Here is a 23,717-nt window from a genome sequence, read left to right on the forward strand (position 1 = left end):
TCGGCGCCTCGGTGGTCACCAGCTCGCCGCCCCGCCAGAAGCCGAACCCTCGGGGGGAGAGACGGCCCGGCCACCAACGGGTCGCCTCGTCTCGCGAGGCCAGCCTGTGCTGAGGCGGCCGAAAGGCCCGGTCCCTGATGACCTGTGCCCGCTGTCTCCCCCGCACGCGAACGTGTTCACCGGACAGGGCTCACGACCAGCGGGCAGGCGGCCTGGTGGAGCAGCGAGTGGCTCACCGAGCCCAGGAGCAGCCCGGTCAGGTCGCCTCGGCCGCGCGACCCCACGACCAGCAGATCCGCCTGCGCCGAGGCGTTCTTCAGGACGTCCACCGGGTGTCCGCACTCCACCTGTTCGGTGACCTTGACATCCGGATAGCGCTCGCCCCAGCCCGCCAGAGCCTCGGCCAGCAGGCGCCGCTCCCCTTCGGCCGCCTCCTCCGCGACCGCCAGGGCGGACGGCCCCCAGCCACCGATGACCGGCGGGTGCCACGCGTGAACCGCCCGCAGGCCGGCGCCCCGCAGGGACGCCTCGGCGAAGGCGAATCCGAGGGCGTGCGCGCCGGCCGGGGAGCCGTCGACGCCGACGACCACCTCACCGTACGGCGGTGCGGGCGGATGCCGTATGACGGCGACCGGGCAGGTGGTGCGTCCGGCCACGCCCAGCGGGACCGATCCCAGCAGCATGCCCCGGAAGCCCCCCAGCCCATGGCTGCCGACCACCAGGAGCTCCGCGTCCGCTGTGGCCTCGATCAGGACGAGCCGGGGGTCACCCGGCAGCAGCCGCGACTCCACAGGGACGCGTCCGTCTTCCTCACGGACCCGTTTCACCGCCTCGGCCAGCATGGAGGCGGCCCCGTCGCGCATCCAGCGGCCCACGTCCGCGTGCGGGGCGTCTTCGGACATCTCCAGCGGCCAGGCCGGCATGACGTGAACGATGCGCAGCCCGGTTCCGCGCACACCGGCCTCCCGCACCGCCCAGCTCACGGCCTCAAGACCGGCCCGCGAGCCGTCGACTCCCACCAGGATCATGACATCCCCCTTCCGGTGTCTCCATCACAACGCCGGACGGCACGGGGGAACACCGGCGAAAGTCCTCTTTCCCCGGGACTCCGGTCATCGTGGGTGAGGAAGCCCTACTGGTGGCAGGAACAGACGGAGGGTCGTGAGGCCCTCGACGGGGGTCCTCAGGGCTCGGCGTGACCAGGTCCGGGTGAGGCCCGGAAGTCCCCGTTCAGTGGGGCGGGCGTTCTTCCAGCACCTCGGTGACCGGACGCCGGACACCTTCGCTCTCGTCGATGGCGAAACCCAGTCGCATGATCATCTGGGGATACTCCCCCGACAGGAGTTCCTGCCTCAGGAACTCCCGAAGGTGGAACATCTCCAGCGCCTGAGTGTGGAAGGCCGCGCTCACGTCGTAGGCGGAGGCGTGCAGCAGGACGCGTTGCAGCGCCTGGCCGGCCGTGATCCAGTCCTCGCGGGAGTCCCCCGCCGTGGTCAGGACCGCCACGGTTCCGGGGGAGGTGGACACGGACTGGTCGGAGTCGCTGCCCCACGGGCGGCCGTGGGCGTAGTCGCGCTGGGCGAAGCGCGGACGGGTCGGCTCGGGTTCGCGGGGATAGCCCTGCGCCGGGACCCCCTCCCGGCGGGAGCTTCCCGGCGGCTGCGACCAGCGGATCATCTCCAGGGTGAACAGCCGGTCCTCGGACTGCACGTCCTGGGCCACACAGGTGAGTCCGGCGATCACCCGGACAGCGGCCTCGGACCGGACCGGTGTCAGCCGCGCCCCCTCCGCGCTCGCCTGGGAGACGAAGTTCTCCACCAGGCGGTCCGGCATGGGCAACTCGGTGAATCCGGCACGGTGGGTGCGGCGCCGTTCGATCTCGGCGTGCAGCAGCCGGATGTGCTCGTCGGGGACCGCGGGCGCTCCCATCCGCACCGTCGCCAGCAGGGCGGGGCGATCGGGGTCCGGCAGCACGCGCACCTGTGTCTCATAGCAGAGCGCGCGCAGCGCGAGCCGCACGTTCATCAGGGCCGCACCACAGCTGATCAGCAGTTCCCGGCCCGTGGCGTCGCCGAGCCGCAGCTTCCTGCCGCTGTCGGACCGCAGGGCGATCTCGCCTCCGTCGATGGTGAAGGACCAGGGCTGGGTGTTGTGCACCGAAGGTGCCCATACGGCGGCCTGGACCGCCCTGTGCAGCACCGAGCTGATCTCCTCGGTTGTGCGGGCGTTCATCTTTCGCCTCCATCACAGGTAGAGGGGCGGGATGCGGGCCAGGTCGTCGGACTCGTAGACCAGGCCGTTCTCGACGTCGAGGACACCCTCGATCCCGCGGACCGCGGCGACGAGCTGTGAACTCTGCGAGTGGAGGCCGACCCGGCCCGTCAGCGTCACCACGCCGGCCTCGTTGCCGACGGCCAGCTTCTCCCGGTCGACGCGGAGCCGGTCACAGATCTCGGTGATCTCCCGGTCGATCTCCTCGACGGGACGGACGAAGACCTTGAGCAGGTCGCTCTGCTGGACGCACCCGGTGATATGTCCGGTGTCCGCGTCGACGACGGGCAGTTGCTTGATCCGGTTCCGGTGCATCAACCGCGCCGCGTCCCGGACGGGGGTGGCCTCCGTGACAGTGATCACGGGGGTGGTCATGATCTCCCCTGCCGTGGTACCCATGGCCTTCCGGTGTTCCTCGCGGTTCCTGCGACCGCCGAAGACGCCGCCCATGCGCCCGCGGGAATCGGTCTCCTTCAACAGCAGGTCGTCCTCCGAGACCATGCCGACGGGACGGTCATCGGCGTCGATGACGGTGACCGCGCCGACCTTGAACTGCCGCATGGCATCGACGATCTCGGTGAACGACGCCTCCCGCCGCACCGCGACCGCCCGCACCCCCATGACATCCTTGACCTTCATGGTTGACCTCCTCGTTACGAGGATTCCGGAACGGCGCCGGCGGCGGCAGCGGCGAAAGTCCCCGATGCAGGGGACTTACGGTCACGTTCCGCGCGACCGGGCGTCGTCATGCCGGCGAGCCGGCCGTTCCGCAATGGCGCCGGATCGGGACTCCCTGCCTTCCCCGCCCGGGCGGATGTCAAGGTCTGACCACCGCGACCGGGCAGCGGGCATGGTTCAGCACGCCGCGGCTGACGGAGCCCAGTAGCACCGAACCGACGGCACCCATCCCCCGCGACCCCACGACGACGAGGTCGGCCCTGGTGGAGGCGTCTTCGAGGGCGTCGACGGGGTGCGCACTGTGGACGTCCTGCACCACCTTCACCTCGGGGAACTTCTCCTGCCAGGCGCTGAGTCCGTCCTTGACCATCTGGTGCTGTGTGTGGCGGATCTCGTCCATGTTGTAGGAGATCTCCGGGGCGAAGGCATGCACCGGCAGCTGCCAGGCGTGTACGGCGCGCAACGCGCAACCGCGCAACCTGGCCTGTTCGAAGGCGTAGGCCAGCGCGGGCTCGCACTGCGGGGAGTCGTCGACACCGACGACGACCTCGCGGTGCGTCTCCTCACCGCCGAGGCGGACCACGACCACCGGGCCATGGGCGTGCCCGGCCACATGAGCGCTCACCGATCCGACCAGGGCTCCCGCGAAACCGCCCAGCCCCCTGCTGCCGAGCACGATCTCGGTGGCGTTCTCGGCCTGTTCCCGCAGGACCGCGACCGGGGAGCCCTCGATCAGCTCGGTGCCCACCTCGACGGACGGCTGGCGCGCCCGTGCCATGCGCTCGGCCTCCAGTAGCACCTCCCGCCCGTTCACGATCAGTGTGTCCGGTTGACTGGGAGTGGCGAACCGGGGGATGTCGTAGGGCCCGCGCTCCACGACGTGCACGATCCGCAGCGGCAGCCGTCGCAGGGAGGCGTCGTCCGCGGCCCATCGCACCGCTCTGTCCGCGTCGGCCGAGCCGTCCACCCCGACGACGACCGTAGAGGAGCCGTCACGCGCGTCCGGAACCGGCTGGTAGGTGTCCGTCGAAGTCATGGTCCCCTCCTGGCGTGGATCGTCGGTTCAAGCGTCCGCTGCGGGCATAGAGGTTCCCAGGGGCGCCGGACCCGCTCGCGCAGGGACTTTCGGCCTGATTTCCCGGGCGTCTTCACGGAGGCGGCCGATCCGCCGCCTGGCCGCGGAAGAGAGCCGGAGGGCCAGGTAGGTCATGCTGTTCGGGAGCCCCCGTCCGGGTGCGGCCTCGCGGTGTGAAGGGCCGGGCCCCGGGCGGATTCCCCGTCATTCCCACGCGACCCGGGGCAGGACCGGGGTCAGGCGGAACATCCCCGTCATCAACTCCGGCGGCTCCTCCCGCTCGGCGACCCGTCCGGCCACGGCCCTCAGCACGTCGGTGGCGGTCACCATCCCCACCAGCCTGTGTGCCTCCCCCAGGACCGGGATCGCGTCGACGCCGGCACCGACCATGGCGGCCGCCGCCTCGGCCAGGCGCGCGTCGAGCGTGGTGTGCGGGCATCGGCGATCGGCCAGCAACGCATGGACGCGCACGCGTGACTGCTCGATCGGGCCGCCGGACCAGTGAGCGGTGAGATCCTCCTTGGTGAGGACGCCCCGCAGGCGGCCGTTCCCCTCCACGACCGGCAGGTGATGGATGCCCGCCCGGCACATGATCTCCCAGGCCATGAGCGGGGACTCGTCCGGGGCGACGGCGACCAGCGTCCTGCTCATCACCTGCCCCACCGTGAGGTTCTGTACGTCCATCACGCCTCCCCCCGGGCGCGTACCACCGCGACGGGGCAGTGGGCGTGGTGCAGGACTCCGTGACTCACCGAGCCCAGTACGGCCGAGCCGAGCCTGCCCAGGCTCCGCGAGCCGACGACCACCAGGTCCGCGGTGACGGACGCCTCGCAGATGACGGCGACGGGATGCCCGCAGACCGCCGTCTCCTCGACCTCGATCTGCGGATACTTCCCCCTCCAGGGGGTGAGCGTGTCCGCCGCGACACGCCGCTCGGTCTCCATGAGCTCCTCGATCAGCATCGGATAGGCGGTGGCCCCCTGTCCCATGACGGGCATCTGCCAGGTGTGGATCGCGTGCAGCCGGGCGCCGCGCCGGGTGGCCTCCTCGAATGCGTACTCCAGGGCCGCCGCCGAGTGGGTAGAGCCGTCGAAGCCGACGACGACCTCGTCATACGTCCGCTCCTGTGATCCTCTGACGACCACGACCGGTACGTTCACGTGCCCGGCCAGGGCGAGGGAGACCGAGCCGAGCAGCAGTCCGGTGAACCCGCCGAGGCCCCGGTTGCCCACCACGACCTCCTCGGCGTCCTCGGCCTCCCGCTGGAGGACCTCGGCGATCCGGCCCGTTTCGAGCACGGTCTCCACCTCGATCCCCGGGGCGCGTTCACGTGCCAGGTCGGCTGCGGTGTCGAGCACGCCCTGGCAGTAGCCGGTCATGGAGTCGCGGAACCCCGGAGGGGTCTGCAGCGGGATGTCGTAGGTCCACGGTTCGCGCACGTGAACGATCCGCAGGGCGCGTCCCCGCCGCGCCGCGTCGGCGGCGGCCCACGCGACCGCGGCCCGCGAAGAAGGTGAGTCGTCCGCGCCCACCACTACATGCGCTGTCATGTCGCCTCCCTGGGCTCTCACTTCCATCCGACCGTCTCCCGGCGTTTTTCGCAGCGGCCGAAAGACCTGGTCATCCGGGACTTCCGGCACTGGCTTGGACGTGACCGTCCCGTCGCTCCTCGCTCCTCGCGCCTCAAGCGGGATGCGGAACCACCGCGACCGGGCAGTGGGCGTGAAGCAGCACGCCACGGCTCACCGAGCCGAGGACGGCCGCGCCGAACCCGCCGAGCCCTCGCGATCCCACCACCACCAGGTCCGCCTGGGCCGAGGCGTCGCAGAGGGCGGCCACCGGATGGGACTGGACCGTCGTCTCGGCCGTCTCCACCTGCGGATGGCGTTCCAGCCACGCCTTCAGCGCCTCCCGCACCGCGCTTTCACCGGAGCCGGAGAGGTCCTGGGGAGGAGCGGAGCGGCCGAGCGCGTACGGCACCTGCCAGGCGTGGACCACCCGGAGACGGGCCCCTCGGCGGGCGGCCTCCGCGAAGGCGTACTCCAGCGCGGCCTGGGACGCCTCCGACCCGTCGAACCCCACGGCGATCTCCGCTTGGACGGTGTCCTGGTCGCTGCGCACGACGACCAGCGGACAGGACGTGTGCCCCGACAGCCCCATCCCCACCGACCCGACCAGCATGCCGGCGAAACCGCCCAGCCCCCGGCTGCCGACGACGACCTGGACCGCCTGCTCGGCCGCCGCGAGCAGTGTCTCGATGATCCGGCCCGGGATGAGCGCGGCGGTCACCGCCAGGCCGGGAGCCTGGGCCCGTGCGGCGTCGGCCGCGGCGTCGGTCATCTCCTCGCAGGATCGGGACACGCCTTCGGGGGCCTCAGGCACCTGCAGGTAGGGAACGTCATAGGCCCACGTCTCGCACACGTGGACGACGCGCAGGGCGCAGTTGCGGCGGACGGCGTCTTCCGCCGCCCACTTCACCGCGATGGCCGCCGGTCTCGAACCGTCCGTACCGACCAGAACGTGCCCGGCCATGTCCCCCTCCTCCGCCTCGTGGTCGCGTCATCTCCATCGCACACCTCCGGCGGGCAGCCCGCAGGGGCCGAACGTCCCCCGCCCGCGGGACCTCCGCCCCTTCTCCGTCGCGCCGGTGAGCACCATCTGACAAGGCGCTACCGGGCTGCGGGCCGGTGCTCCGGCCTTCAGGACTCCGTTGGCGAACCCGGTTGATCGTTCCGGAAGCTCTAACTAAGGTCTGCGCAAGATCCGAATTGGGCTGGAGGGCGGGCAGCGTGTCGATGTATCCGAAGTCGTTCATGGAGATTCCGGAGTCGACCCGCAGGGTCGCGGTGGCCGCGTTTCCCAAGGGCAGCATGTGCATGCGGCTGCGTGACGCGTTGGGGACGGTGTTCAGCGACGAGGAGTTCGCCGATCTGTTTCCCGGTGAGGGGCGGCCGGCTGAGTCTCCGGGACGGTTGGCGCTGGTGCTGCAATACGCCGAAGGCCTGTCGGATCGTCAGGCGGCCGATGCGGTTCGTGGTCGGCTCGATTGGAAGTACGCCCTGGCCTTGGAGTTGGAGGACTCCGGTTTCGACTTCTCGGTGTTCAGTGAGTTTCGGGACCGGGTGATCGATGGCTCGGCCGAGGAACGGATTTTGGAGCTGCTGCTGGAGCGGTTGTGGCGGGCTCGCCTGCTGCGTGCGGGTGGTCGTGCGCGTACCGATTCCACCCACGTGTTGTCGGCCGCCCGGACGTTGAACCGGCTGGAGCTGGTGGTCGAGGCGATGCGGGCGGCCTTGAACGCGCCGGCGACCGCAGCGCCGTCCTGGCTGGCCCCGCTGATCAGCGAACAGTGGTGTGAGCGGTATGACCAGCGCGCCGACTCCTACCGCCTTCCCAAAGGGGACCAGGCCCGCGCTGAGCATGCGACCGTGGTGGGCCAGGACGGATACGCCCTGCTCGAAGCCGTCTACCGCCAGGATGCGCCGTCCTGGCTTCGTCGGATCGAGGCCGTGGAGACCCTGCGCAGGTGCTGGGTCCAGCAGTACTACCGTGACCACGCCGGGGTGCGGCTGCGCGAACAGAAAGATCTTCCTGTCGGCGGTAACCGGCTGGCCGGCCCCTATGACACCGACGCCCGCTACGCGGTCAAGCGCGGCAGCGGATGGACCGGCTACAAGGTGCACCTGACCGAGACCTGCGAGCCGGACCGTCCGCACCTGATCACGCACGTGGCGACCACCCCCGCGCCGGTGGACGACAGCGAGGTCACCGGGCTGGTCCACGAGAGCCTGGAGCGGCGCGGGTTGCTGCCCGACGAACACGCCGTGGACAGCGCATATGTCAGCGCCGAGCATCTGGTGAGCGCTCGTGACAGGTTCGGGATCGACGTCCTTGGCCCGGTCTCGGCCGACACCGGCTGGCAGACCAAAGACGGCGACGCGTTCCAGACCACCGATTTCTGCGTCAACTGGAACGCTGGGCAGGTCATCTGCCCGCAGGGACATGCCAGTCCGTCCATGGCCGGCCAGCGCACCAGGACCGGGCATCCCGTCATCAAGGTGAACTTCTCCCAGGCCCACTGCACTCCCTGCCCGGTCCGCGCTCGATGCACCAAGTCGGCCACCGCCTCTCGCAAGCTCACCCTGCGGCCACGTGACCAGCACGAGGCGCTCGCTCAGGCTCGTGCCGTTCAGCAAGGCGAGCAGTGGCAGCGCCGCTATCAGATCCGGGCCGGGGTCGAAGACACGATCTCCCAGGCAGTCCGCGGTCATGGCCAGCGCCGTTCCCGCTACATCGGCCTGGCCAAGACCCACCTACAGAGCGTGTTGACCGCCACAGCGATCAACTTGGTACGCATCGACGCATGGCTGACCGGCACGCCTTTAGGCCCAACCCGCACGTCACACTTCATCGGACTACGGTAAGCGATCAGTGCATAACGCACTGTATTCGCCAACGGAGTCCTTCAGGCCGGGGGTGAAGGCCCGCGCGGGAAGGCCGCCAGGCCTGTTCGGCATTCCCTTGGGGCGTGTCCTGACCGGAGCGAACCGCCACGACTCCCCAAGTTCTGAGCCTGGGGGTCACGCCGTCGTATAACTGCGGCTCAGAGGCCGGATGTTCGCGGTTGGCATCCGCTATAGGGTGGCCGCCATGCCGCCCAAGAGCTTCTACGACCTGGCCTTCGGGGTGTCCCCAGGAGGGGCCCGTAAGGACGCCCACTACGTCCGGGGCAGCCTCGACGAGATCAAGGCCGATCTGGCATATGAGCTCTCCGAGAGCATCAATGTGTATCTGCTGTGCTGGTACGGCGCGGAGCTGGCGCTGCATGTGTACGAGCAGGGCGAACGGGTGCACTCGATCGACCTCCACCCGTTCATCACGGTCTCGGTCGACGGCTATCCGGACATCACCTTCCTTGACTCAGGCAAGCCGACCGGATACGACATCGGCGCGGACGACCGGGACAAGGTGAGGATGACGCTCTCTGACGGAATGTTCTCCGGGGAGCTCGACAATGCGATCAAGGTCACCGTTGATTGGGACGGCGTCGACGTCCCGTCACTGGTCGGCGAGATCGCGGTGGAGAACGACTATGTGAAGCTCATCGATGATCATCTCGACGGCCTCCACGATGACGATGACGATGACTTCGACGAGGATGACTTCGACGAGGACGAGCTGGAGGACGAGCTGATCGATCGGGGCTATATCCCTTACGGATTCATCGACTTCGAGGCTTGAGCCACGTCATCTGGGGGCTCCCGTACAGGATCGCCTGCAGCTTGTCGAAGACGGTCCGGTCGCTGACCCGTCGGCGGTGGCAGCCCAGCGGGTGGGACGGATCGAACTCCGAGCGATAGGGCAGCAGAGCAGCAAATTGGTCCCACAGCGGCTCGGTCAGCCATGATGGCAGTGCAGGCACAGGTCCCCCGGATGATCACAGAGCGTCGCAACTCCATGCCGGGGCAGCGCCAGTCGCCGGCTCGGGCGTTCGGGTGCGCGCGGACGGTGTTCAACGATGGGCTGCGCACACGTCAAGACGCCCGCGAACAGGGCTTGCCGTACATCTCCGACGGCGAGCTGTCCAAGCGGGTCATCACGGCCGCGAAGCAGACGCCGGGGCGCCGGGCACATAGACCGCCTCCAGCAGGGCGAAAGCATCGGTCCCGACACTCAGAGCCCACCGGGTCCGGGCGTCTTCCCCCTTGGGGAACCGATAGGCGTCCACCCGCGCCCCATACCGTTCGATCCACTCGGCCGAGACCACCGCCGTACTTCCAGTCGATCCGCCCGCGCACCGCGTCGGCGGCCTGCCGATCGCTCAGCCCTTCGGCGAACTGCAGCACCGACACCGGCGCCGGTATCCCGGGAGACAGCCCAGGTCCGCCCCGCGCAGGAAACGCCTCGGCGAACTGCTCGTCTTCGAAGAACGGACCGAGTTCATCACGGACCCGCATCGCCAGACATCCCTTGGGGAAAGCCGCCCATGCTATCCGGACGGTTGATTCCGGCACCTCACCAGCGGGACAGGGACGCAGAGACATGGCAGAACCTCCTCCACACACACTGCCTGCAAGAGGGTTCCTCCACCGTGTCACGTCAAACGATCATCACCACTCGAATCGGCCAACAGTCTTCCTGTCCCTTCCGGTGACGCCACGCAGGCGTGAAAATTGGGGTGGGTTGCCCGCCGACGCCGGCATTGTCTCTGGGGCGTATGAGCCCGTCCAACAGTCTGGCGCCGGGGCCCGACCCTGACGGGTCACGCACTGTTGCCTTCGAGCACGCCGGTCAGACTGTTCGGTTCCCGACCGAGGCCCCCGGGCATCCCGCCACCTACCCCCTGATCTTGGTGAGGAGAACGATCACCGGTGACGATGCGAGAATCTGTGGAGATCCCGGACGAAGAACACGAGCGACTCATCGAACGGGTCGCCGCGATCGATGTGGCCAAGGCCTTCGGGAAGGTGTGTACCCGGGTGCCGCACGAAGGCAAGGCCGGTCGGCGGCCGACCAAGGTGTGGGACGTGGACGCCACCATGAACGCGGTCACCGAGCTGGGCGACCACCTGGTGTGCCAGGGAATCGAGAAGGTCACCGTCGAATCAACCGGGGATTACCGGCGCATCTGGTTCTACGTGCTGGAGGAGCGTGGCCTGGATGTGCAGCTGGTCAACGCCCGCGATGTGAAGAACCTGCCGGGCCGTCCGAAAACCGACAGGCTGGACGCGGTCTGGCTGGCCAAACTGACAGAGAAGGGGCTGCTGCGGCCCTCGTTCGTCCCGCCCAAGGAGATCCGGACGCTGCGGGACTACACCCGGATGCGGGTGGATCTGATCGGCGAGCGGACCCGGTACCGGCAGCGGCTGGAGAAACTGCTGGAAGACTCCCTGATCAAGGTGTCGTCGGTGGCCGGCACACCGACGACCGCCTCGACCCGGGACATGATCGAGGCATTGATCACCGGGGAGCGCGATCCGCGGGTGCCGGCCGAGCTGGCCCGGGGCAAGATGCGGGCCAAGATTCCCGCGCCGGTCGAGGCATTGACCGGCCAGTTCGACGGCCACCACGCCGAACTCGCCACGATACTGCCGGCGCAGATCGACAGCCTGGACGCGTCGATCGCCCAGCTCACCGCCCGCATCGAGACGCTGCTCGGGCAACTGCCCGCCGACCAGGCATCCGACGACCGTGACGATCACGGGCCGGGTGAGCACGCCGAGGTTGCCGCGATCATCCGCCAATCGCTGAACGCGGTGCAACGGTTGGACGAGATCCCCGGCATCAGTCCGGAGATCGCCCAGGTCATCCTGGCCGAGGTCGGGCTGGACATGACCCGCTTTGCCACTGCCGGCCACCTGGCCTCCTGGGCCAAGCCGTGTCCCCGCACCATCCAATCGGGGCCCAGGAGCCGGGGCGGCGAGACCGGCAAGGGCAATCCCTATCTGAAGGGCGTACTGGGAACCGCCGCGGCCGTGGCGGCCCGGACCGACACCTTCCTCGGCGAGCGCTACCGGCGGATCGTCAAACGCCGGGGCAAGCTCAAGGCCCTGGTCGCCGTGGCCCGCTCGATCCTGGTCATCGTCTGGCACCTGCTGGCCGACCCCACCGCCCGCTACCGCGACCTGGGCGCCGACTACCACACCACCAAGATCGACCGGGATAAGAAGACCCGCACCCACGTCCGGCAACTCCAAGCGCTCGGCTTCACCGTCGCCCTGACCCAGACCGCCTGACCCACACCGCTCCCCACCAGCCCTGACTCACATCGATGGCCGGGGTTCGCTGCCGCGCGCCCGGCTGAGGTGGTCATTTTCCGGTCAGAGTCCTTCAGGGCGGAGTGGATGTCAACAGGACGGAACGACGGCGACGGGGCAGGACGCGTGCCTGACCAGGGACCGGATGACCGCTCCGGGGTGGCCGGTGCGATATGCCGTCCGGCCTGTGCCGACGACGACGAGGGTGGCCCCTATGGAGGCGGCCCGTAGGGTCTCTTTCGGGGCGTTCGTGGTGAAACGGACGTCGACGGGGACGTCCGCGTACTTCTCCTGCCAGGGCGTCAGGCGTTCGTTCATCCATTCCTGGCAGGCCCGGGTCGAGTCGTCGAGATCGGGTAGGTGGGTCATGGCGACGCCCCAGGTCAGAGAGCGCGGGTGGCCGGCGTGCAGCACGCGCAGGCGCAGCCGCCGCAGAGCAGCCTCGTGGAAGGCGAAGTCCAGCACCTGGTCGGCGGTGGTGTCCCTGATCCCCAGCGCGACCGGCCCTGGATGCAGTGGCACCGGGATCGGGCCCGCCCCTCGCACGACGACCGCCGGGCACTGCGCGCCGGCCACGACGGAGGCCGTGACGGAGCCGACCGCGGACCGGGCCACCGCGCCCAGGCCGCGGGAGCCGACCACGACGAGTTCGGCGTCAGCCGACAGCTCGATGAGCCGCTGCCCGGCGGAGCCCTCGTAGAGGTCGGTCGCCACGTCGGTGATCGTGCTGCATCCGCGGGCACAGTCGGCACCGTGGTAGAGGACGTGCTCGGCCGCCTTGCGCAGGTGGAGCTTGGCCTCGTCGTCGGCCTCGCCGTACGGCCACCGCCACGCGTGGGTGACGGTCAACGGCAGCCCCCGGAACTCGGCCTCGTCCAGCGCCCACTCCAGGGCCTGCATGGAGAAGTCCGAACCGTCGTAACCAACGACAATTCTGTGCGACTTTGTCATGATTACCACCCCTTTCCATGGTTGGCCATGCCGGGCGGGGACAGCAGGGCGGAACGTCCCTGTTCGCGGGTGACTTCCGACCTCTTTACGGCTCCGAGCCCCGGAAGCCCCGGCGGGCCGCGAGGCAGGTTCGGGCTTCAACGCGTCGTTGTCACGTATCGGGCGTAACGGCCAGGGGGCAGGGACAGGGAGACACCCGGCCGGCACCGATGACCTGGTGGATCAAGGCGGATCGGCTCACCTGGCACAATGAATGGCCATGTTCCCCCACGACGCGGTTCTCTGCGACCTCGACGGCGTGCTCCGTCGCTTCGACCATCCGGCCCAGGCCGACATCGAGGCCCGTTACGGACTGCCTCTCATGGAGACGGCCTTCGACCCGGCTCTGATCGGGCCCGCCACGCTCGGCATGGCCAAGCCCGACAGGCGTATCTACGAACTCGCCGCCGAGCGCGCGGGCGTCGCCCCCGAGCGATGCCTGTTCGTCGACGACCGCCTGGAGAACGTGGAGGCCGCCAGGGCCCTCGCGATGACCGGCGTGCACTACAGGAGCGTGGAGGACCTGGCGGCCGTGCTCGGCTAGGTGTACCGCCCAGGCAGGTTGGTGACGCGACTGGCGGGTGGAAGTCCTCCGAGCGCGGTGTGTCCTCGGTGATGGTTGTACATGTGTAGCCAGATGGTGAAAGCGGCGCGCCGTTCGGTCTCTGAGCGGTAGGGGCGGAGCCGGATGGGCTGAACGGCCTTCGCGGAGATCGCCTCGCACGTCGGGTGCGGGGCGGTGCGGGATCTCTTCAGGGTTCCCTCGGGCCAAGGCGCCATGAGTCTCCTCAGGGTTCCCGCGTGCCAGGGCACCATGCACGGGGGCTCACCGTCTTCGGGCGACCGCCCCGTGAACGAGAGACCCGGAGACCGTCCCGTTGGGGTTCATCCGCCTTTCGGCGGCGGTCACCTGACGATCGCGACGGGACAGCGCGCGTGGTGGATCACCCCGTGGCTGATCGAGCCCAGAATGACCGACCCGACGGCGCCTCGGCCACGCGAGCCCACGACGAGCAGGGCGGCCCGTGGTGAGACGCCCACCAGAGCCGACACCGGGTGGGCGTACGTCACGTCCCGGACGACCCCGACCTCGGGGAACTTCTCCTCCCAGGCGGCGAGCTGGCCCATGGTCATCCGCTGCTGCGCCTGCCGTACGTCCTCGATGTCGTAGACGACCTCCGGCGCGAAGGCGTGGACGGGCACCTGCCAGGCGTGAACGGCGCGCAGAGCGCACCCGCGCAGCCGGGCCTGCTCGAAGGCGAACCCCAGAGCGGGCTCGGATCCGGAGGATCCGTCGACGCCGACGACGACCTCGCCGGACGGCGTGCCCGCGTCCCTTCCGACGACCACCACGGCGCCAGGCACGTGACCCGCCACGTGAAGGACCGCCGAGCCCAGCAGGGCGCCGACGAAACCCCCCAGACCACGGCTGCCGATCACGAGCTCGGTGGCCGCCCCGGCCTGCTCGCGCAGCGCCTTGGCGGGTTCTCCCTCGAGCAGCGCGGTCGTCACGCGCACGTCCGGCCACCTTTCCCCGACGGCCTTGATCGCCTCGGTGAGCACCTGCTCGCCGGCGCGCGTCATGAGGTCGAGCCAGTCGGGCGGAGGAAACGCGGCGATGCCGTACGGCCAGCGGTCCACGACATGGGCGATGCGCAACGGCAGCCCCCGCCGGTCGGCGTCGCCGGCCGCCCACTGCACAGCCGCGGTGGCGGTGGCTGAGCCGTCCGTCCCGGCAACGATCGCTTCAGTCATGGTTCCTCCCGCTGTCCATCGGACCGCAGCACGGATGACTTCCCCAGGGGCGATCGTCCCGAGATGGACGGGACCTTCGCCCCCTCACGGACGCGGCCCCGCACCGCAGCCGTTCCTCCCGGGAGGAACGGTCACCGGCCGACGGCTACGATCATGTGGGTGGACGATCAGTACCTGCCCGATGAGATCGCTCAGGTGTTCCGGGACACGCGTGACGGCTGGCGGGTCGAGCCGCTGACACACAACGCCGCCAACGCGGTCACCCGGGGCATCTGGCGCGTCGTCAGCGGCGACCGCTCGGCGGTGCTGAAGGTTCTCAGCCGCGGGGATTCCGATCACCAAGGGTGGCGGGCCTCGCGCAGGGACGGGAGGGCAGTAGCGTCTTCGACCTGTTCCTCGACGCCGCGACGCCGCCCGAACTGGACCACGCCGTCTACGGCGCCTACCTGCGCGGGCTCCGGGAGGCCGGCTGGTCAGGAGATGAGCGGCTGGTCCGGTTGGGGGGCGGAACGCCCGGCCGCCCGGCATGGCCCGGGCCGCCGGGCGGGCGTGACCCCACGGGCCCCGGCGTCTGAGCGGGCCCGGCGACGGTGGGCGCTCAGTCCACGGGTGGCCCGAGGTGACCGGTGAACCAGTCTCGCGCGAGAGCCGCGACGGTCTCAAGCGCTCCCCGCTCCTCGAACAGGTGAGTGGCACCGGGGACGACCTGGAGCAGGTTCTCGCAGCGCAACCGCTGCTGCGCGGCCCTGTTGAGGTCGAGGACCGCCCCGTCGTCGCCTCCCACGATCAGCAGGGTGGCCGCCCGCACCGCGTCGAGCCGCGGGCCGGCCAGGTCGGGCCGCCCGCCCCGGGAGACGACGGCGGCGACCTCGTTGCCCGGCTCCGCCGCCGCCCGGAGCGCGGCCGCGGCCCCGGTGCTGGCCCCGAAATAGCCGATCGGGATGCCCGCCGCCCGGGGCTGATCGCGCAGCCAGCCGGTCACCCGGACGAGCCTGTCGGCCAGCAGCCCGATGTCGAAGACGTTGTCCCGGTCGGCCCCCTCCTCCGGGGTGAGCAGGTCGAACAGCAGCGTCCCCAGACCCGCGCGGTTGAGCGTGGCGGCCACCTGACGGTTACGCGGGCTGTGCCGGCCACTGCCGCTGCCGTGCACGAACACGATCACGCCCCTGGCCTTCTCCGGGATCACGAGCTGTCCGGGCAGCCGGACCCCTCCGGCTTCCACCAGGACGTCCCCGGTGGAATCCGGTGGATCCGATCCCCTCGCGCTCTCGCCGTGCTCACCCTCGGGAGGTGCGGCCCGCGCGAGCAGCCCGATCACCTCCTCGTCGGTGGTCTGGGCGAAGTCCACGTACCAGGCGCCGATGGCGTAGAAGTCGTCGGGTGTCTGGAGGCAGATCACCTCATCGGCGACCTTGCGCAGGCTCGCGACCGTCTCCGGAGCCCCCACCGGGACCGCCAGCACCACCCGTGAGGCACCGCGCGCACGGGCGACCTGGCAGGCGGCACGGGCCGTCCCGCCGGTGGCGATCCCGTCGTCCACCACGATCACCGTACGGCCCGCCAGGTCCGCCAGGGGCCGCTCACCGCGGAAGCGGCGCGCGCGGCGCAGGAGTTCGGCCCCCTCACGCTCCTCCACCTCGGCCATCTCCGCCTGCGTGAGATTCGCGAGCCGCACGACATCGCGGTTGACGAGACGGACTCCGCCTTCCCCGATGGCGCCGAACCCCACCTCCGGCTGGAACGGCACCCCGAGCTTGCGGACCACGATCACGTCCAGCGGGGCGCCGAGGGCTCCGGCGACCTCGAACGCCACCGGCACACCTCCTCTGGGCAGCCCCAGGACCACCACGTTCTCGGTGCCGACGAGCCCACGCAACCGTTCGGCCAGGCGCGCGCCCGCGTCACGACGGTCAAAGAACACCGCGTCCACCTCCTTTCGGACGCTCTCCGTGCCACCCTCGTCGACTGCGCGTTCAGGGCGGCGGGATCGCATTCACCCATACTCATCAATGTCAGCCGGAAGAACACGCCGACGGTAGGGCTGAAGGTCCCGGTTCAGGGCCTCGCATGCGGGAACCGGCCGCCCGGCGGAGGCCCGGCCGTCAGGCGGTGGCGGTGTCCAGGCTGGGGAGTGCCGAGCGCTCGTCCCGCAGCACGCCGCCGACGACGTCGCCGTCGACGGTCTCGCGCTCGACCAGGACCGCGGCGAGCCGGTCGAGCGCGCAACGGTGGAGGCGCAGCAGGTCGACCGCACGTCTCTCGGCCGTGCTGAGCAGGCGGGCGATCTCCTCGTCGATGATCTGCTGGGTCCGTTCGGAGTACGGCTTGAGCCGCGGATCCTCGGCATCCTGGCCGAGATACTGGGGGGCGGCGGAGGAGTAACCGACCGGGCCGAGCGCGGGTGACAGGCCGAAGTCGCGCACCATGCGGGTGGCGATCTGCGTGGCGGCCGCGAGGTCGTTGGCGGCACCGGTGGAGCCCTCGCCGAAGACGACCAGTTCCGCCGCCCGGCCGCCGAGCCGTACGGCCAGCAGATCGGCCAGGTAGCTCTCGCTGTAGAGGTGCCGTTCGGCTTCGGGTAGTTGTTCGGTGACGCCGAGCGTGGGACCGGCGGGCAGGATGGTCACCTTCGCGACCGGATCGGCGTGCTGGCACAGCGTGGCGAGCAGCGCGTGCCCGGACTCGTGCACGGCCACCGCATGGCGTTCCTGCGGGAGCAGGGCGTTGGACGTCTCGCGCCGGCCGAGCAGCACCCGGTCGCGTGCCGTGCCGAGGTCTTCGGCGTCGATGGTGGTGCGGTCGGCCCTGACCGCGTTGATGGCGGCCTCGTTGACCAGGTTGGCCAGGTCCGCGCCGGAGAATCCCGGAGTGGCGCGGGCGACCACGCCGAGGTCGACGCTTGGGCCCAGATGCTTTCCGGCGGCGTGGACGGCCAGGATCGCCGCACGCTCACCCTGGTTGGGCAGCGGCACGGTGACCTGCCGGTCGAAGCGGCCAGGGCGCAGCAGGGCCGTGTCGAGGGTCTCGGGCCGGTTCGTCGCGGCCAGGACGACGATCCCGCTGCTCTGGTCGAAGCCGTCCATCTCGGCCAGTAGCTGGTTGAGCGTCTGCTCCCGTTCGTCGTTGCCGCCGACGACGTTCCTGCCGCGCCGGCCCCCGATCGCGTCGATCTCGTCGATGAAGATGATCGAGGGGGCCCGATTGCGGGCCTCGTCGAAGAGGTCACGGACCCGTGAGGCTCCCACTCCCACGAACATCTCCACGAACCCGGAGCCGGTGACCGACAGGAACGGCACGGCCGCCTCGCCGGCCACCGCCCGGGCCAGGAGCGTCTTTCCGGTCCCCGGAGGGCCGACCATGATCACCCCGCGGGGTGGCTTCGCTCCCGCCGCCGCGTATCTGCCGGGGTCGCGCAGGAAGTCCACCACCTCGTTGATCTCCTGCTTGACACCGTCGTAACCGGCGACGTCACCGAACCGGGTGGTCGGCCGCTCCGCCTCGATGATCTTCACCCCTGACCGGCCGAAGCCGCCGATACTGCCGATGCCGCCGGCCATGGAGTGCTGCGCCTGCCGCCCCATCCACAGGAACAGGCCGATGAGCAGCGCCATCGGCAGGAAGCCCGCCAGGACCGACAGCAGCGAGCCGGCGGCCCGGGTCGCGGTGATCTGGACGTGGTGGGACTGGAGCTGGGATTCCAGCGTGCCGACGCTGAGCGCGGTGGGGATCTGCGTGGTGAACGTCGTGCCGTTGTCCAGGCTGCCGGACACCGTGCCCTGGTCGTCGATCGTCACCGTCTTCACCTGCCCGGCACCCACCTTGGCCACGAAGTCGCTGTAGGAGTACGGCTTGGTCTCCGACCCGGTGAGCATGAGGGGCACCAGCAGCCACAGTGTGACGATCAGCACCCCTATCGGCAGCAGCCAGCGGCGCCATTCGGGAGATCGCGGAGCCACCGGCGGAGGTGGGGGCTCGTCCGGTGGTCCCGGCTTGGCCGTACCTGTCGCATGCCGGCCGCGCAGCCGGGCCCAGGTGATCATCAACCGGCCTCCCTGTCGATTACCCCTACCTCACCTGCCAGTTTCCAGCCGGTGGCGGGAGTGCGGCAGGGCCGAAAGTCCCGAAGAGCACGGTGGAACGGCCTCTCCGGCCGGCCGGCGAGAGCGGCGGGAGCGCTGCGGACGTCAGCGGGAAGCCCGATTCAGAGGTCGTCATCGGGGGAGAAATCAGACAAATGTACAGTTTGCCTCGCCCGCTTGAGACCACATCGGGGACGGACCCGCCCGTCCGGCGGAAGACCCGGTCACGTGGGCGGCAGACCCGAGCGCGGAGGCATCCCGATGGGATCATGGGCGCAGATCAAGGAGACACACATCGCCGTCGTGGTCCTCCTCGGAGACCACGCCTTCAAGCTCAAGAAGCCGGTGAGCCTCGGCTTCCTGGACTTCACCACCAGAGAGGCCCGGCAGGCTGCCTGTCACAGGGAGGTGGAACTCAACCGGCGGCTGGCCCCGGACGTCTACGAGGGCGTCGCCGACGTGCTGGGCCCGGACGGAGAGGTCTGCGACCATCTCGTCGTGATGCGGCGCATGCCGGAGGATCGCCGCCTCGCCGCCATGATCCGGTCGGGGAAGCCGGTCGAGGAGCACCTGCGGCAGATCGCCCGGATGGTGGCGGGCATGCACGGCCGATCCCGCCACGGGCCGGAGATCGACCGGGAGGGGGGAAGGGAGGCGCTACGGTCACGCTGGACCGCGAGCTTCGGCGAGGTCCGAGCGCTTCCCGACGCCGTCCTCGACCCCGAAGCCGTCGAGGAGATCGAACGGCTCACATTGCGCTTCCTCGACGGCCGCGCTCCCCTGTTCGCCGCCCGTGTCAACGAGGGCCGCATCGTCGACGGCCACGGCGACCTGCTCGCCGAGGACATCTTCTGCCTGGACGACGGGCCGCGGATCCTGGACTGCCTGGAGTTCGACGAACGGCTCCGCTCCGTCGACGGCCTCGACGACGCGGCCTTCCTGGCCATGGACCTGGAGCGGCTCGGGGCACCCCGGCTGGCCGAGACGTTCCTGCACTGGTACGCCGAGTTCACCGACGATCACGCCCCGCCCTCCCTGTGGCACCACTATGTCGCCTACCGGGCCTTCGTCCGCGCCAAGGTCGCCTGCCTCCGGCAGCGACAGGGCGACCCCGGTTCCGGCGGAGAGGCCCGCCTGCTCGCCGAACTCACTCTGCGCCATCTGCGAGCGGGAGCGATCCCCCTGATCCTGGTCGGCGGATCACCCGGAACCGGCAAGTCGACCCTGGCCGCCGCCCTCGCCGACCGCCTCGGCTACACGCTGCTGGGCAGCGACCGCATCCGCAAGGAGCTCTTCGGCATCTCGCCCGAACAGCACGCGTCCGCCCCTTTCGGCGAGGGCATCTACGACCGGGAGCACACCGAGCGCGCCTACGCCGAGATGCTCTTACGAGCCGAGATGCTGCTTCACCTTGGCGAACCGGTCATCCTGGACGCCTCCTGGATCGACGCCGGCCATCGGACGGCGGCCGAGCGCGTCGCCCGGCGCACCTCCAGTGACCTCGCGGCCCTACGCTGCACGGCCCTGCCGCAGGTCGCCGCCGAGCGTCTCGCCCGCCGTACCGGCGCGATCTCGGACGCCGACCAGGCGATCGCCACAGCCATGGCGGCGATGGCGGCTCCCTGGCCCGACGCGATCGAGATCGACACCAGCCCGACCACGGAACAGGCGGTGGAGCGGGCACTGACGGCGATCGCCCTCTCCCCCGCCACCGTGCCCTGGCGCTTCCGGCGCCCCCAGATGGAGCCTGGCTGACCGTCCGCGTCGCTCATAACGGGCCGCCATCTGCGGGACTTGCTCACGGAACGTCTGCCGCACACAGCCGCGGGCTTCGCACACCAGTCGGCGTAGTCGCAGGTCGACGACTACCGTGCGGCTGCCGACCGGCACATCCGCCAGACGCCGGGTGTGGTAGGCGGGCACCCGCCGGGTCAGAACCCCACACGCGGGGCAGGATGCCGCCACCGATCGTGTCCAGGCTCGCACGCGTATGACCTGCTGCTCTGCGATCACCTGCTCGAGGACCACATCGGCCAACTGCGGGAACCGCGTCTGCAAGATCTTCGAAGCACACCAAGATCACCTTGCTGGCTCGCACACTCCGGCACCACCGAATTCGTGCCAGAGCCCTTGAGGCTACAGGCTCCCGGTTCTCGACGACGCTCTTCATGAGAGGGTGGCGCTGAGGCGTTGGACGCCGGGCAGGGTGGCCAGGCGGTCGTCGTAGAGCTTCTGGAGGGCGGGCAGGTCGCGGGTGATGACGCGCAGGAGGTGGTCGGGGTCACCGAAGAGCCGTTGGGCTTGCAGGATGTGGGGGATGGCGGCGACGGCCTGTTCGAAGGCGTCGACGGTGTCGCGGTCTGCGGCGCGCATGGTGACGAAGACGAGGGCCTCGAAGGTGAGGCCGAGGGCGTTGGCGTCGAGGGCGGCACGGTAGCCGCTTTCACGTTGTTCCCCGAGAACACCTCGGTGCTCACGGTGGAGTACAAGATCAATCTCCTGGCGCCTGCCGTAGGCGATCACATCGCCAGTCCAGGCCGAGGCCGGCGCCCATCAAGAGGCGCAGGCGCCGGCGCAGTAGGGGATGTTCGGGAATTCGGTGCCCCGCAGGACAAGACCTGACAGCTGTTACTCACCGCTTCTTTGCGGCTCGCCGTAGCTTGGGAACGATGGTGGCTGCACACCACCCGGCGCGCGATAGCCGCCGACTATCTCGTGCTCCACGGGCAACCCGGTCCACCGGACGGCAACCAAACCCGCCTGATGCACGCCTCCTGCCATCGCGGGCTCCTCGCCCGTCAACGCAGGAACCCGGCACAACAACCCTGAACCGCCCTCCGGGGCTAATGGGAGCTACCGGGTCACTTCAGCCCTTAAGACAGACTCGGATCCGGTAGCGGTCAGTAGGTGAGCACTCTCAGCGGCTGGCATTCGATGCCTTGCTTGAGCCGTGTGCCGCGACGAGCGGCACGCACGGTTCCGAGGGGGCCGGGGCGCAGCAATGCGCTCCGGCTACCCGACGAGTACAGGGCCGACACGCGGCACTGAGGACCTTGGTCCCTACCGGTGGCACCCCCGGAGGGTTAGCGTTCAGGACATGATTCGCGTGTTCCTGGTGGACGACCATGAAGTGGTACGGCGAGGCGTGGCCGCGCTGCTGGAGTCCGAGGGTGACATCGAGGTCGTCGGCGAGGCCGGGACCGCGGAGTCGGCCGTGTCCCGTATCCCGGCGCTGCAGCCGGACGTCGCGGTCCTTGACGTGCGCCTGCCCGACGGCAACGGTGTGGACGTCTGTCGTGAGGTCCGCTCGAAACTGCCGGAGCTGGTCTGTCTGATGCTGACCTCCTTCGCCGACGACGACGCCCTCTTCAACGCGGTGATGGCGGGCGCGTCGGGTTATGTGCTCAAGCAGATCCACGGTTCGGATCTGGTCGGCGCCGTGCGGACGGTCGCGGCCGGTCAGTCGCTGCTGGACCCGCAGACCACCGCGACCATGCTGGCGCGGCTGCGCGAACAGGCCACCCGCAAGGATCCGTTGCAGGCGCTGTCGGAGCAGGAGCGCCACATCCTGGAACTGATCGGCGAGGGGATGACGAACCGGCAGATCGGCGAGCGCCTCTATCTCGCCGAGAAGACCGTGAAGAACTACGTGTCCAACCTGCTGGCGAAGCTGAGCATGCAGCGCCGCACCCAGGCGGCCGCGCTGGCGGCACGTTTGAAAGTCGGCCACCCGGAATAGGACGCCCCCGGCGGACACCTGGGTGCGATCAGGTGTTTCGGTAGCGGCTCACCACTGGTGAAGGCCCGGCCCGCCAGGGAATCGGCGACCGGCGCCTCGACATGGACCGCCCGATCGCCGACCGGCCCGTCAGTGATGATCACTTGGAGCATCCGCCCGGCCTCGTCTGGCAGCAGAACCGCCACGATGTCGGCGCCGGCCATCTCCCGCGCCCGCCGCGCTATCAACATGAGCACCTCTCGGGGCTCCGCCCCGGACAGCAGGCTGGTGGTGACCTCCGAAGACGCCTGCAGCCACATCTCGCGCCGCCGGCTCTCCTCATACAGCCGGGCGTTCTCGATCCTGGCGATCTCCTCCTCGGTCAGCCCCACGGGGATGAACTGGATGAGCGTGTTCTCGTCACCGATCGCGCCCAGGGCACCGTAACTCGCGTCGACCAGGGTGATGGCGGTCTCCACGATCCTGCGCAGCACCGTCTCCAGATCCAGGTCGCTGCCCACGGAGACGACCGCGTTCAGCAGGGCGTGCACCCTGTCCCGGGTGGCCAGCACCGCCTCCAGCCGCACATGCAGCTCCGACAGCAGCTCATCCAGCCGCATGTGCGGAATCAGCGCGCCCGGCTCGATCTCCCCCATAGTGCGTAGTCTCGCCCCCTGGCGCGTGAGCGCCCACCCTGGCACGGGGCAGGCACTCACATGTCCAGGTGCCATCTACTTCAGGATCGGGTCGCGCCCCACCAAGTGCCGATACCGAGGGTTCTGCCAGCGCCAGGCCGACCAGCACGATGGCGTAGATGATGTGCTCGTCGATGAACGGGTTGTCGGCCAGCGGAAGCTCGGCGGCCCGCATAAGCACCAGCCCCCCGGCGGTGGCGGCGATCCGCATGCCGCCCCCGAGGGTGAGCACGGCGCCGATGCCGAGCATGAAGCCGACCGTCGGCCTGCTCCCCGTGGGATACACCGACAACATCCTCACCGCCCGGCACGACTACGAGATCGACGCCAACCAAGAACTGCTCGCCCTCGGCGTGACCAACATCAGCGCGGGCCTCACATGCGGCTTCCCGATCAGCAGCAGCGGCAGCCGCAGACCGGCACGGATCACGTGGCCCCTCTCACCGTCGTCTTCCTCCGTGACGATCGCCGTCGACTCCACGCGCCGACCGTCGCCTCCATCCGCCCGAAGGGCGATGACCTTGGTCGCCGGGACACCCGGCTCTGTGAGGCTCATGGGACCTTCGCCCCTACCCGGCAGGCGGAGGGGTGAGAAGTATGGAAGGAAACCACGGCTACAGGAGACGGGCACATGGCCTCATACGGCCTCAAGTCCGGCTGCCGCGATCGGCTCATCAGCCCGGTGAAGGCGAACTCGAG

At 69.8% G+C, this 23,717-nt stretch carries 23 protein-coding genes and 4 pseudogenes; 9 read left to right on the forward strand and 18 right to left on the reverse strand.

Annotation, left to right across the window (positions count from 1 at the left end; genetic code table 11):
• Positions 1 to 176 precede the first annotated feature (176 nt).
• The 7 genes from FHR32_RS35555 to FHR32_RS35585 all read right to left on the reverse strand — a co-directional run bounded on the left by FHR32_RS35555 (position 177) and on the right by FHR32_RS35585 (position 6,556).
• The gene (locus tag FHR32_RS35555) at positions 177 to 1,028 is read right to left on the reverse strand and encodes a universal stress protein (RefSeq protein ID WP_184758894.1); all 852 of its coding nucleotides are present in this window, start codon (positions 1,026 to 1,028) and stop codon (positions 177 to 179) included.
• Positions 1,029 to 1,230: 202 nt separating this feature from the next.
• Positions 1,231 to 2,232, reverse strand: a complete 1,002-nt coding sequence (locus FHR32_RS35560) for an Acg family FMN-binding oxidoreductase (protein WP_184758895.1) — start codon at positions 2,230 to 2,232, stop codon at positions 1,231 to 1,233.
• Between the two features lie 12 nt (positions 2,233 to 2,244).
• Entirely contained in the window at positions 2,245 to 2,910 is a 666-nt protein-coding gene (locus FHR32_RS35565; RefSeq protein ID WP_184758896.1) for a CBS domain-containing protein, read from the reverse strand.
• A gap of 178 nt (positions 2,911 to 3,088) precedes the next feature.
• On the reverse strand, positions 3,089 to 3,985 hold the full coding sequence (locus FHR32_RS35570) for a universal stress protein (protein ID WP_184758897.1): 897 nt from the start codon (positions 3,983 to 3,985) through the stop codon (positions 3,089 to 3,091).
• Positions 3,986 to 4,228: 243 nt separating this feature from the next.
• Positions 4,229 to 4,708: a CBS domain-containing protein gene (locus FHR32_RS35575; protein ID WP_184758898.1), complete on the reverse strand. Its 480-nt coding sequence runs from the start codon at positions 4,706 to 4,708 to the stop codon at positions 4,229 to 4,231.
• Positions 4,708 to 5,574 (reverse strand): universal stress protein, encoded by an 867-nt coding sequence (locus tag FHR32_RS35580; RefSeq protein WP_184758899.1) that lies wholly within the window; start codon positions 5,572 to 5,574, stop codon positions 4,708 to 4,710. The genes FHR32_RS35575 and FHR32_RS35580 overlap by 1 nt, the downstream gene beginning before the upstream one ends.
• A gap of 133 nt (positions 5,575 to 5,707) precedes the next feature.
• Positions 5,708 to 6,556 carry a universal stress protein gene (locus FHR32_RS35585; RefSeq protein ID WP_184758900.1) on the reverse strand — a complete coding sequence of 283 codons (849 nt, stop codon included), beginning with the start codon at positions 6,554 to 6,556 and terminating at the stop codon, positions 5,708 to 5,710.
• Positions 6,557 to 6,813: 257 nt separating this feature from the next.
• Between FHR32_RS35585 and FHR32_RS35590 the strand changes: the two genes are divergently transcribed.
• A complete protein-coding gene (locus FHR32_RS35590) occupies positions 6,814 to 8,448 on the forward strand; it encodes an IS1182 family transposase (RefSeq protein ID WP_376773437.1) in 1,635 nt (544 codons plus the stop codon).
• 226 nt (positions 8,449 to 8,674) lie between these two features.
• A complete protein-coding gene (locus FHR32_RS35595; RefSeq protein WP_184758901.1) occupies positions 8,675 to 9,265 on the forward strand; it encodes a hypothetical protein in 591 nt (196 codons plus the stop codon).
• Between the two features lie 25 nt (positions 9,266 to 9,290).
• Here the strand turns inward: FHR32_RS35595 and FHR32_RS35600 are convergent.
• Positions 9,291 to 9,446: pseudogene (locus FHR32_RS35600) on the reverse strand (IS5/IS1182 family transposase); the annotation flags it as partial.
• Between the two features lie 35 nt (positions 9,447 to 9,481).
• Between FHR32_RS35600 and FHR32_RS47805 the strand changes: the two are divergent.
• Positions 9,482 to 9,568, forward strand: a pseudogene (locus tag FHR32_RS47805) (helix-turn-helix domain-containing protein); the annotation flags it as partial.
• On the opposite strand, the gene FHR32_RS47810 reads toward FHR32_RS47805, so the two are convergent.
• Complete coding sequence (locus tag FHR32_RS47810) at positions 9,559 to 10,068, reverse strand: transposase (RefSeq protein ID WP_512700858.1); 510 nt, start codon at positions 10,066 to 10,068, stop codon at positions 9,559 to 9,561. The pseudogene FHR32_RS47805 and the gene FHR32_RS47810 overlap by 10 nt on opposite strands.
• Before the next feature lie 333 nt (positions 10,069 to 10,401).
• Between FHR32_RS47810 and FHR32_RS35610 the strand changes: the two genes are divergently transcribed.
• On the forward strand, positions 10,402 to 11,760 hold the full coding sequence (locus FHR32_RS35610) for an IS110 family RNA-guided transposase (protein ID WP_184759042.1): 1,359 nt from the start codon (positions 10,402 to 10,404) through the stop codon (positions 11,758 to 11,760).
• A gap of 111 nt (positions 11,761 to 11,871) precedes the next feature.
• Here the strand turns inward: FHR32_RS35610 and FHR32_RS35615 are convergent, their stop codons facing one another.
• Positions 11,872 to 12,732 (reverse strand): universal stress protein, encoded by an 861-nt coding sequence (locus tag FHR32_RS35615; RefSeq protein WP_184758902.1) that lies wholly within the window; start codon positions 12,730 to 12,732, stop codon positions 11,872 to 11,874.
• A gap of 259 nt (positions 12,733 to 12,991) precedes the next feature.
• Here FHR32_RS35615 and FHR32_RS35620 point away from each other — a divergent pair, with 259 nt between their 5' ends.
• Positions 12,992 to 13,315: an HAD-IA family hydrolase gene (locus tag FHR32_RS35620; RefSeq protein WP_221466686.1), complete on the forward strand. Its 324-nt coding sequence runs from the start codon at positions 12,992 to 12,994 to the stop codon at positions 13,313 to 13,315.
• On the opposite strand, the pseudogene FHR32_RS45205 reads toward FHR32_RS35620, so the two are convergent.
• Positions 13,312 to 13,452 (reverse strand): annotated as a pseudogene (locus FHR32_RS45205) (IS481 family transposase); the annotation flags it as partial. The gene FHR32_RS35620 and the pseudogene FHR32_RS45205 overlap by 4 nt on opposite strands.
• A 225-nt stretch (positions 13,453 to 13,677) precedes the next feature.
• Positions 13,678 to 14,526 carry a universal stress protein gene (locus FHR32_RS35630; RefSeq protein WP_184758904.1) on the reverse strand — a complete coding sequence of 283 codons (849 nt, stop codon included), beginning with the start codon at positions 14,524 to 14,526 and terminating at the stop codon, positions 13,678 to 13,680.
• A gap of 344 nt (positions 14,527 to 14,870) precedes the next feature.
• On the opposite strand from FHR32_RS35630, the gene FHR32_RS35635 reads away from it, so the two are divergent.
• Complete coding sequence (locus tag FHR32_RS35635; protein ID WP_184758905.1) at positions 14,871 to 15,101, forward strand: hypothetical protein; 231 nt, start codon at positions 14,871 to 14,873, stop codon at positions 15,099 to 15,101.
• A gap of 23 nt (positions 15,102 to 15,124) precedes the next feature.
• On the opposite strand, the gene FHR32_RS35640 is transcribed toward FHR32_RS35635, so the two are convergent.
• Both FHR32_RS35640 and ftsH read right to left on the reverse strand, forming a co-directional pair.
• A complete protein-coding gene (locus FHR32_RS35640) occupies positions 15,125 to 16,447 on the reverse strand; it encodes a phosphoribosyltransferase family protein (protein WP_312882848.1) in 1,323 nt (440 codons plus the stop codon).
• A 181-nt stretch (positions 16,448 to 16,628) separates the two neighbouring features.
• On the reverse strand, positions 16,629 to 18,566 hold the full coding sequence (gene ftsH, locus FHR32_RS35645) for an ATP-dependent zinc metalloprotease FtsH (protein ID WP_184758907.1): 1,938 nt from the start codon (positions 18,564 to 18,566) through the stop codon (positions 16,629 to 16,631).
• Positions 18,567 to 18,866: 300 nt separating this feature from the next.
• Here ftsH and FHR32_RS35650 point away from each other — a divergent pair, with 300 nt between their 5' ends.
• Positions 18,867 to 20,360, forward strand: coding sequence for a bifunctional aminoglycoside phosphotransferase/ATP-binding protein (locus FHR32_RS35650; protein ID WP_184758908.1), 1,494 nt, complete (start codon positions 18,867 to 18,869; stop codon positions 20,358 to 20,360).
• A gap of 84 nt (positions 20,361 to 20,444) precedes the next feature.
• Here the strand turns inward: FHR32_RS35650 and FHR32_RS47445 are convergent.
• A pseudogene (locus tag FHR32_RS47445) lies at positions 20,445 to 20,633 on the reverse strand (transposase family protein); the annotation flags it as partial.
• A 138-nt stretch (positions 20,634 to 20,771) separates the two neighbouring features.
• Positions 20,772 to 21,128 (reverse strand): Lrp/AsnC family transcriptional regulator, encoded by a 357-nt coding sequence (locus FHR32_RS46910; protein ID WP_184758909.1) that lies wholly within the window; start codon positions 21,126 to 21,128, stop codon positions 20,772 to 20,774.
• 574 nt (positions 21,129 to 21,702) lie between these two features.
• Between FHR32_RS46910 and FHR32_RS35660 the strand changes: the two genes are divergently transcribed.
• Positions 21,703 to 22,344, forward strand: a complete 642-nt coding sequence (locus tag FHR32_RS35660) for a response regulator (RefSeq protein WP_184758910.1) — start codon at positions 21,703 to 21,705, stop codon at positions 22,342 to 22,344.
• On the opposite strand, the gene FHR32_RS35665 is transcribed toward FHR32_RS35660, so the two are convergent.
• On the reverse strand, positions 22,251 to 22,979 hold the full coding sequence (locus tag FHR32_RS35665) for a hypothetical protein (RefSeq protein ID WP_376773438.1): 729 nt from the start codon (positions 22,977 to 22,979) through the stop codon (positions 22,251 to 22,253). The genes FHR32_RS35660 and FHR32_RS35665 overlap by 94 nt on opposite strands.
• The gene (locus FHR32_RS46915; RefSeq protein ID WP_312882849.1) at positions 22,930 to 23,304 is read right to left on the reverse strand and encodes a hypothetical protein; all 375 of its coding nucleotides are present in this window, start codon (positions 23,302 to 23,304) and stop codon (positions 22,930 to 22,932) included. The genes FHR32_RS35665 and FHR32_RS46915 overlap by 50 nt, the downstream gene beginning before the upstream one ends.
• On the opposite strand from FHR32_RS46915, the gene FHR32_RS47450 reads away from it, so the two are divergent.
• A complete protein-coding gene (locus tag FHR32_RS47450) occupies positions 23,267 to 23,704 on the forward strand; it encodes a SulP family inorganic anion transporter (protein WP_376773439.1) in 438 nt (145 codons plus the stop codon). The two genes, FHR32_RS46915 and FHR32_RS47450, sit on opposite strands and share 38 nt — an antisense overlap.
• Positions 23,705 to 23,717 lie beyond the last annotated feature (13 nt).

Source organism: Streptosporangium album, from assembly GCF_014203795.1.
Taxonomy (GTDB): Bacteria; Actinomycetota; Actinomycetes; order Streptosporangiales; family Streptosporangiaceae; genus Streptosporangium; species Streptosporangium album.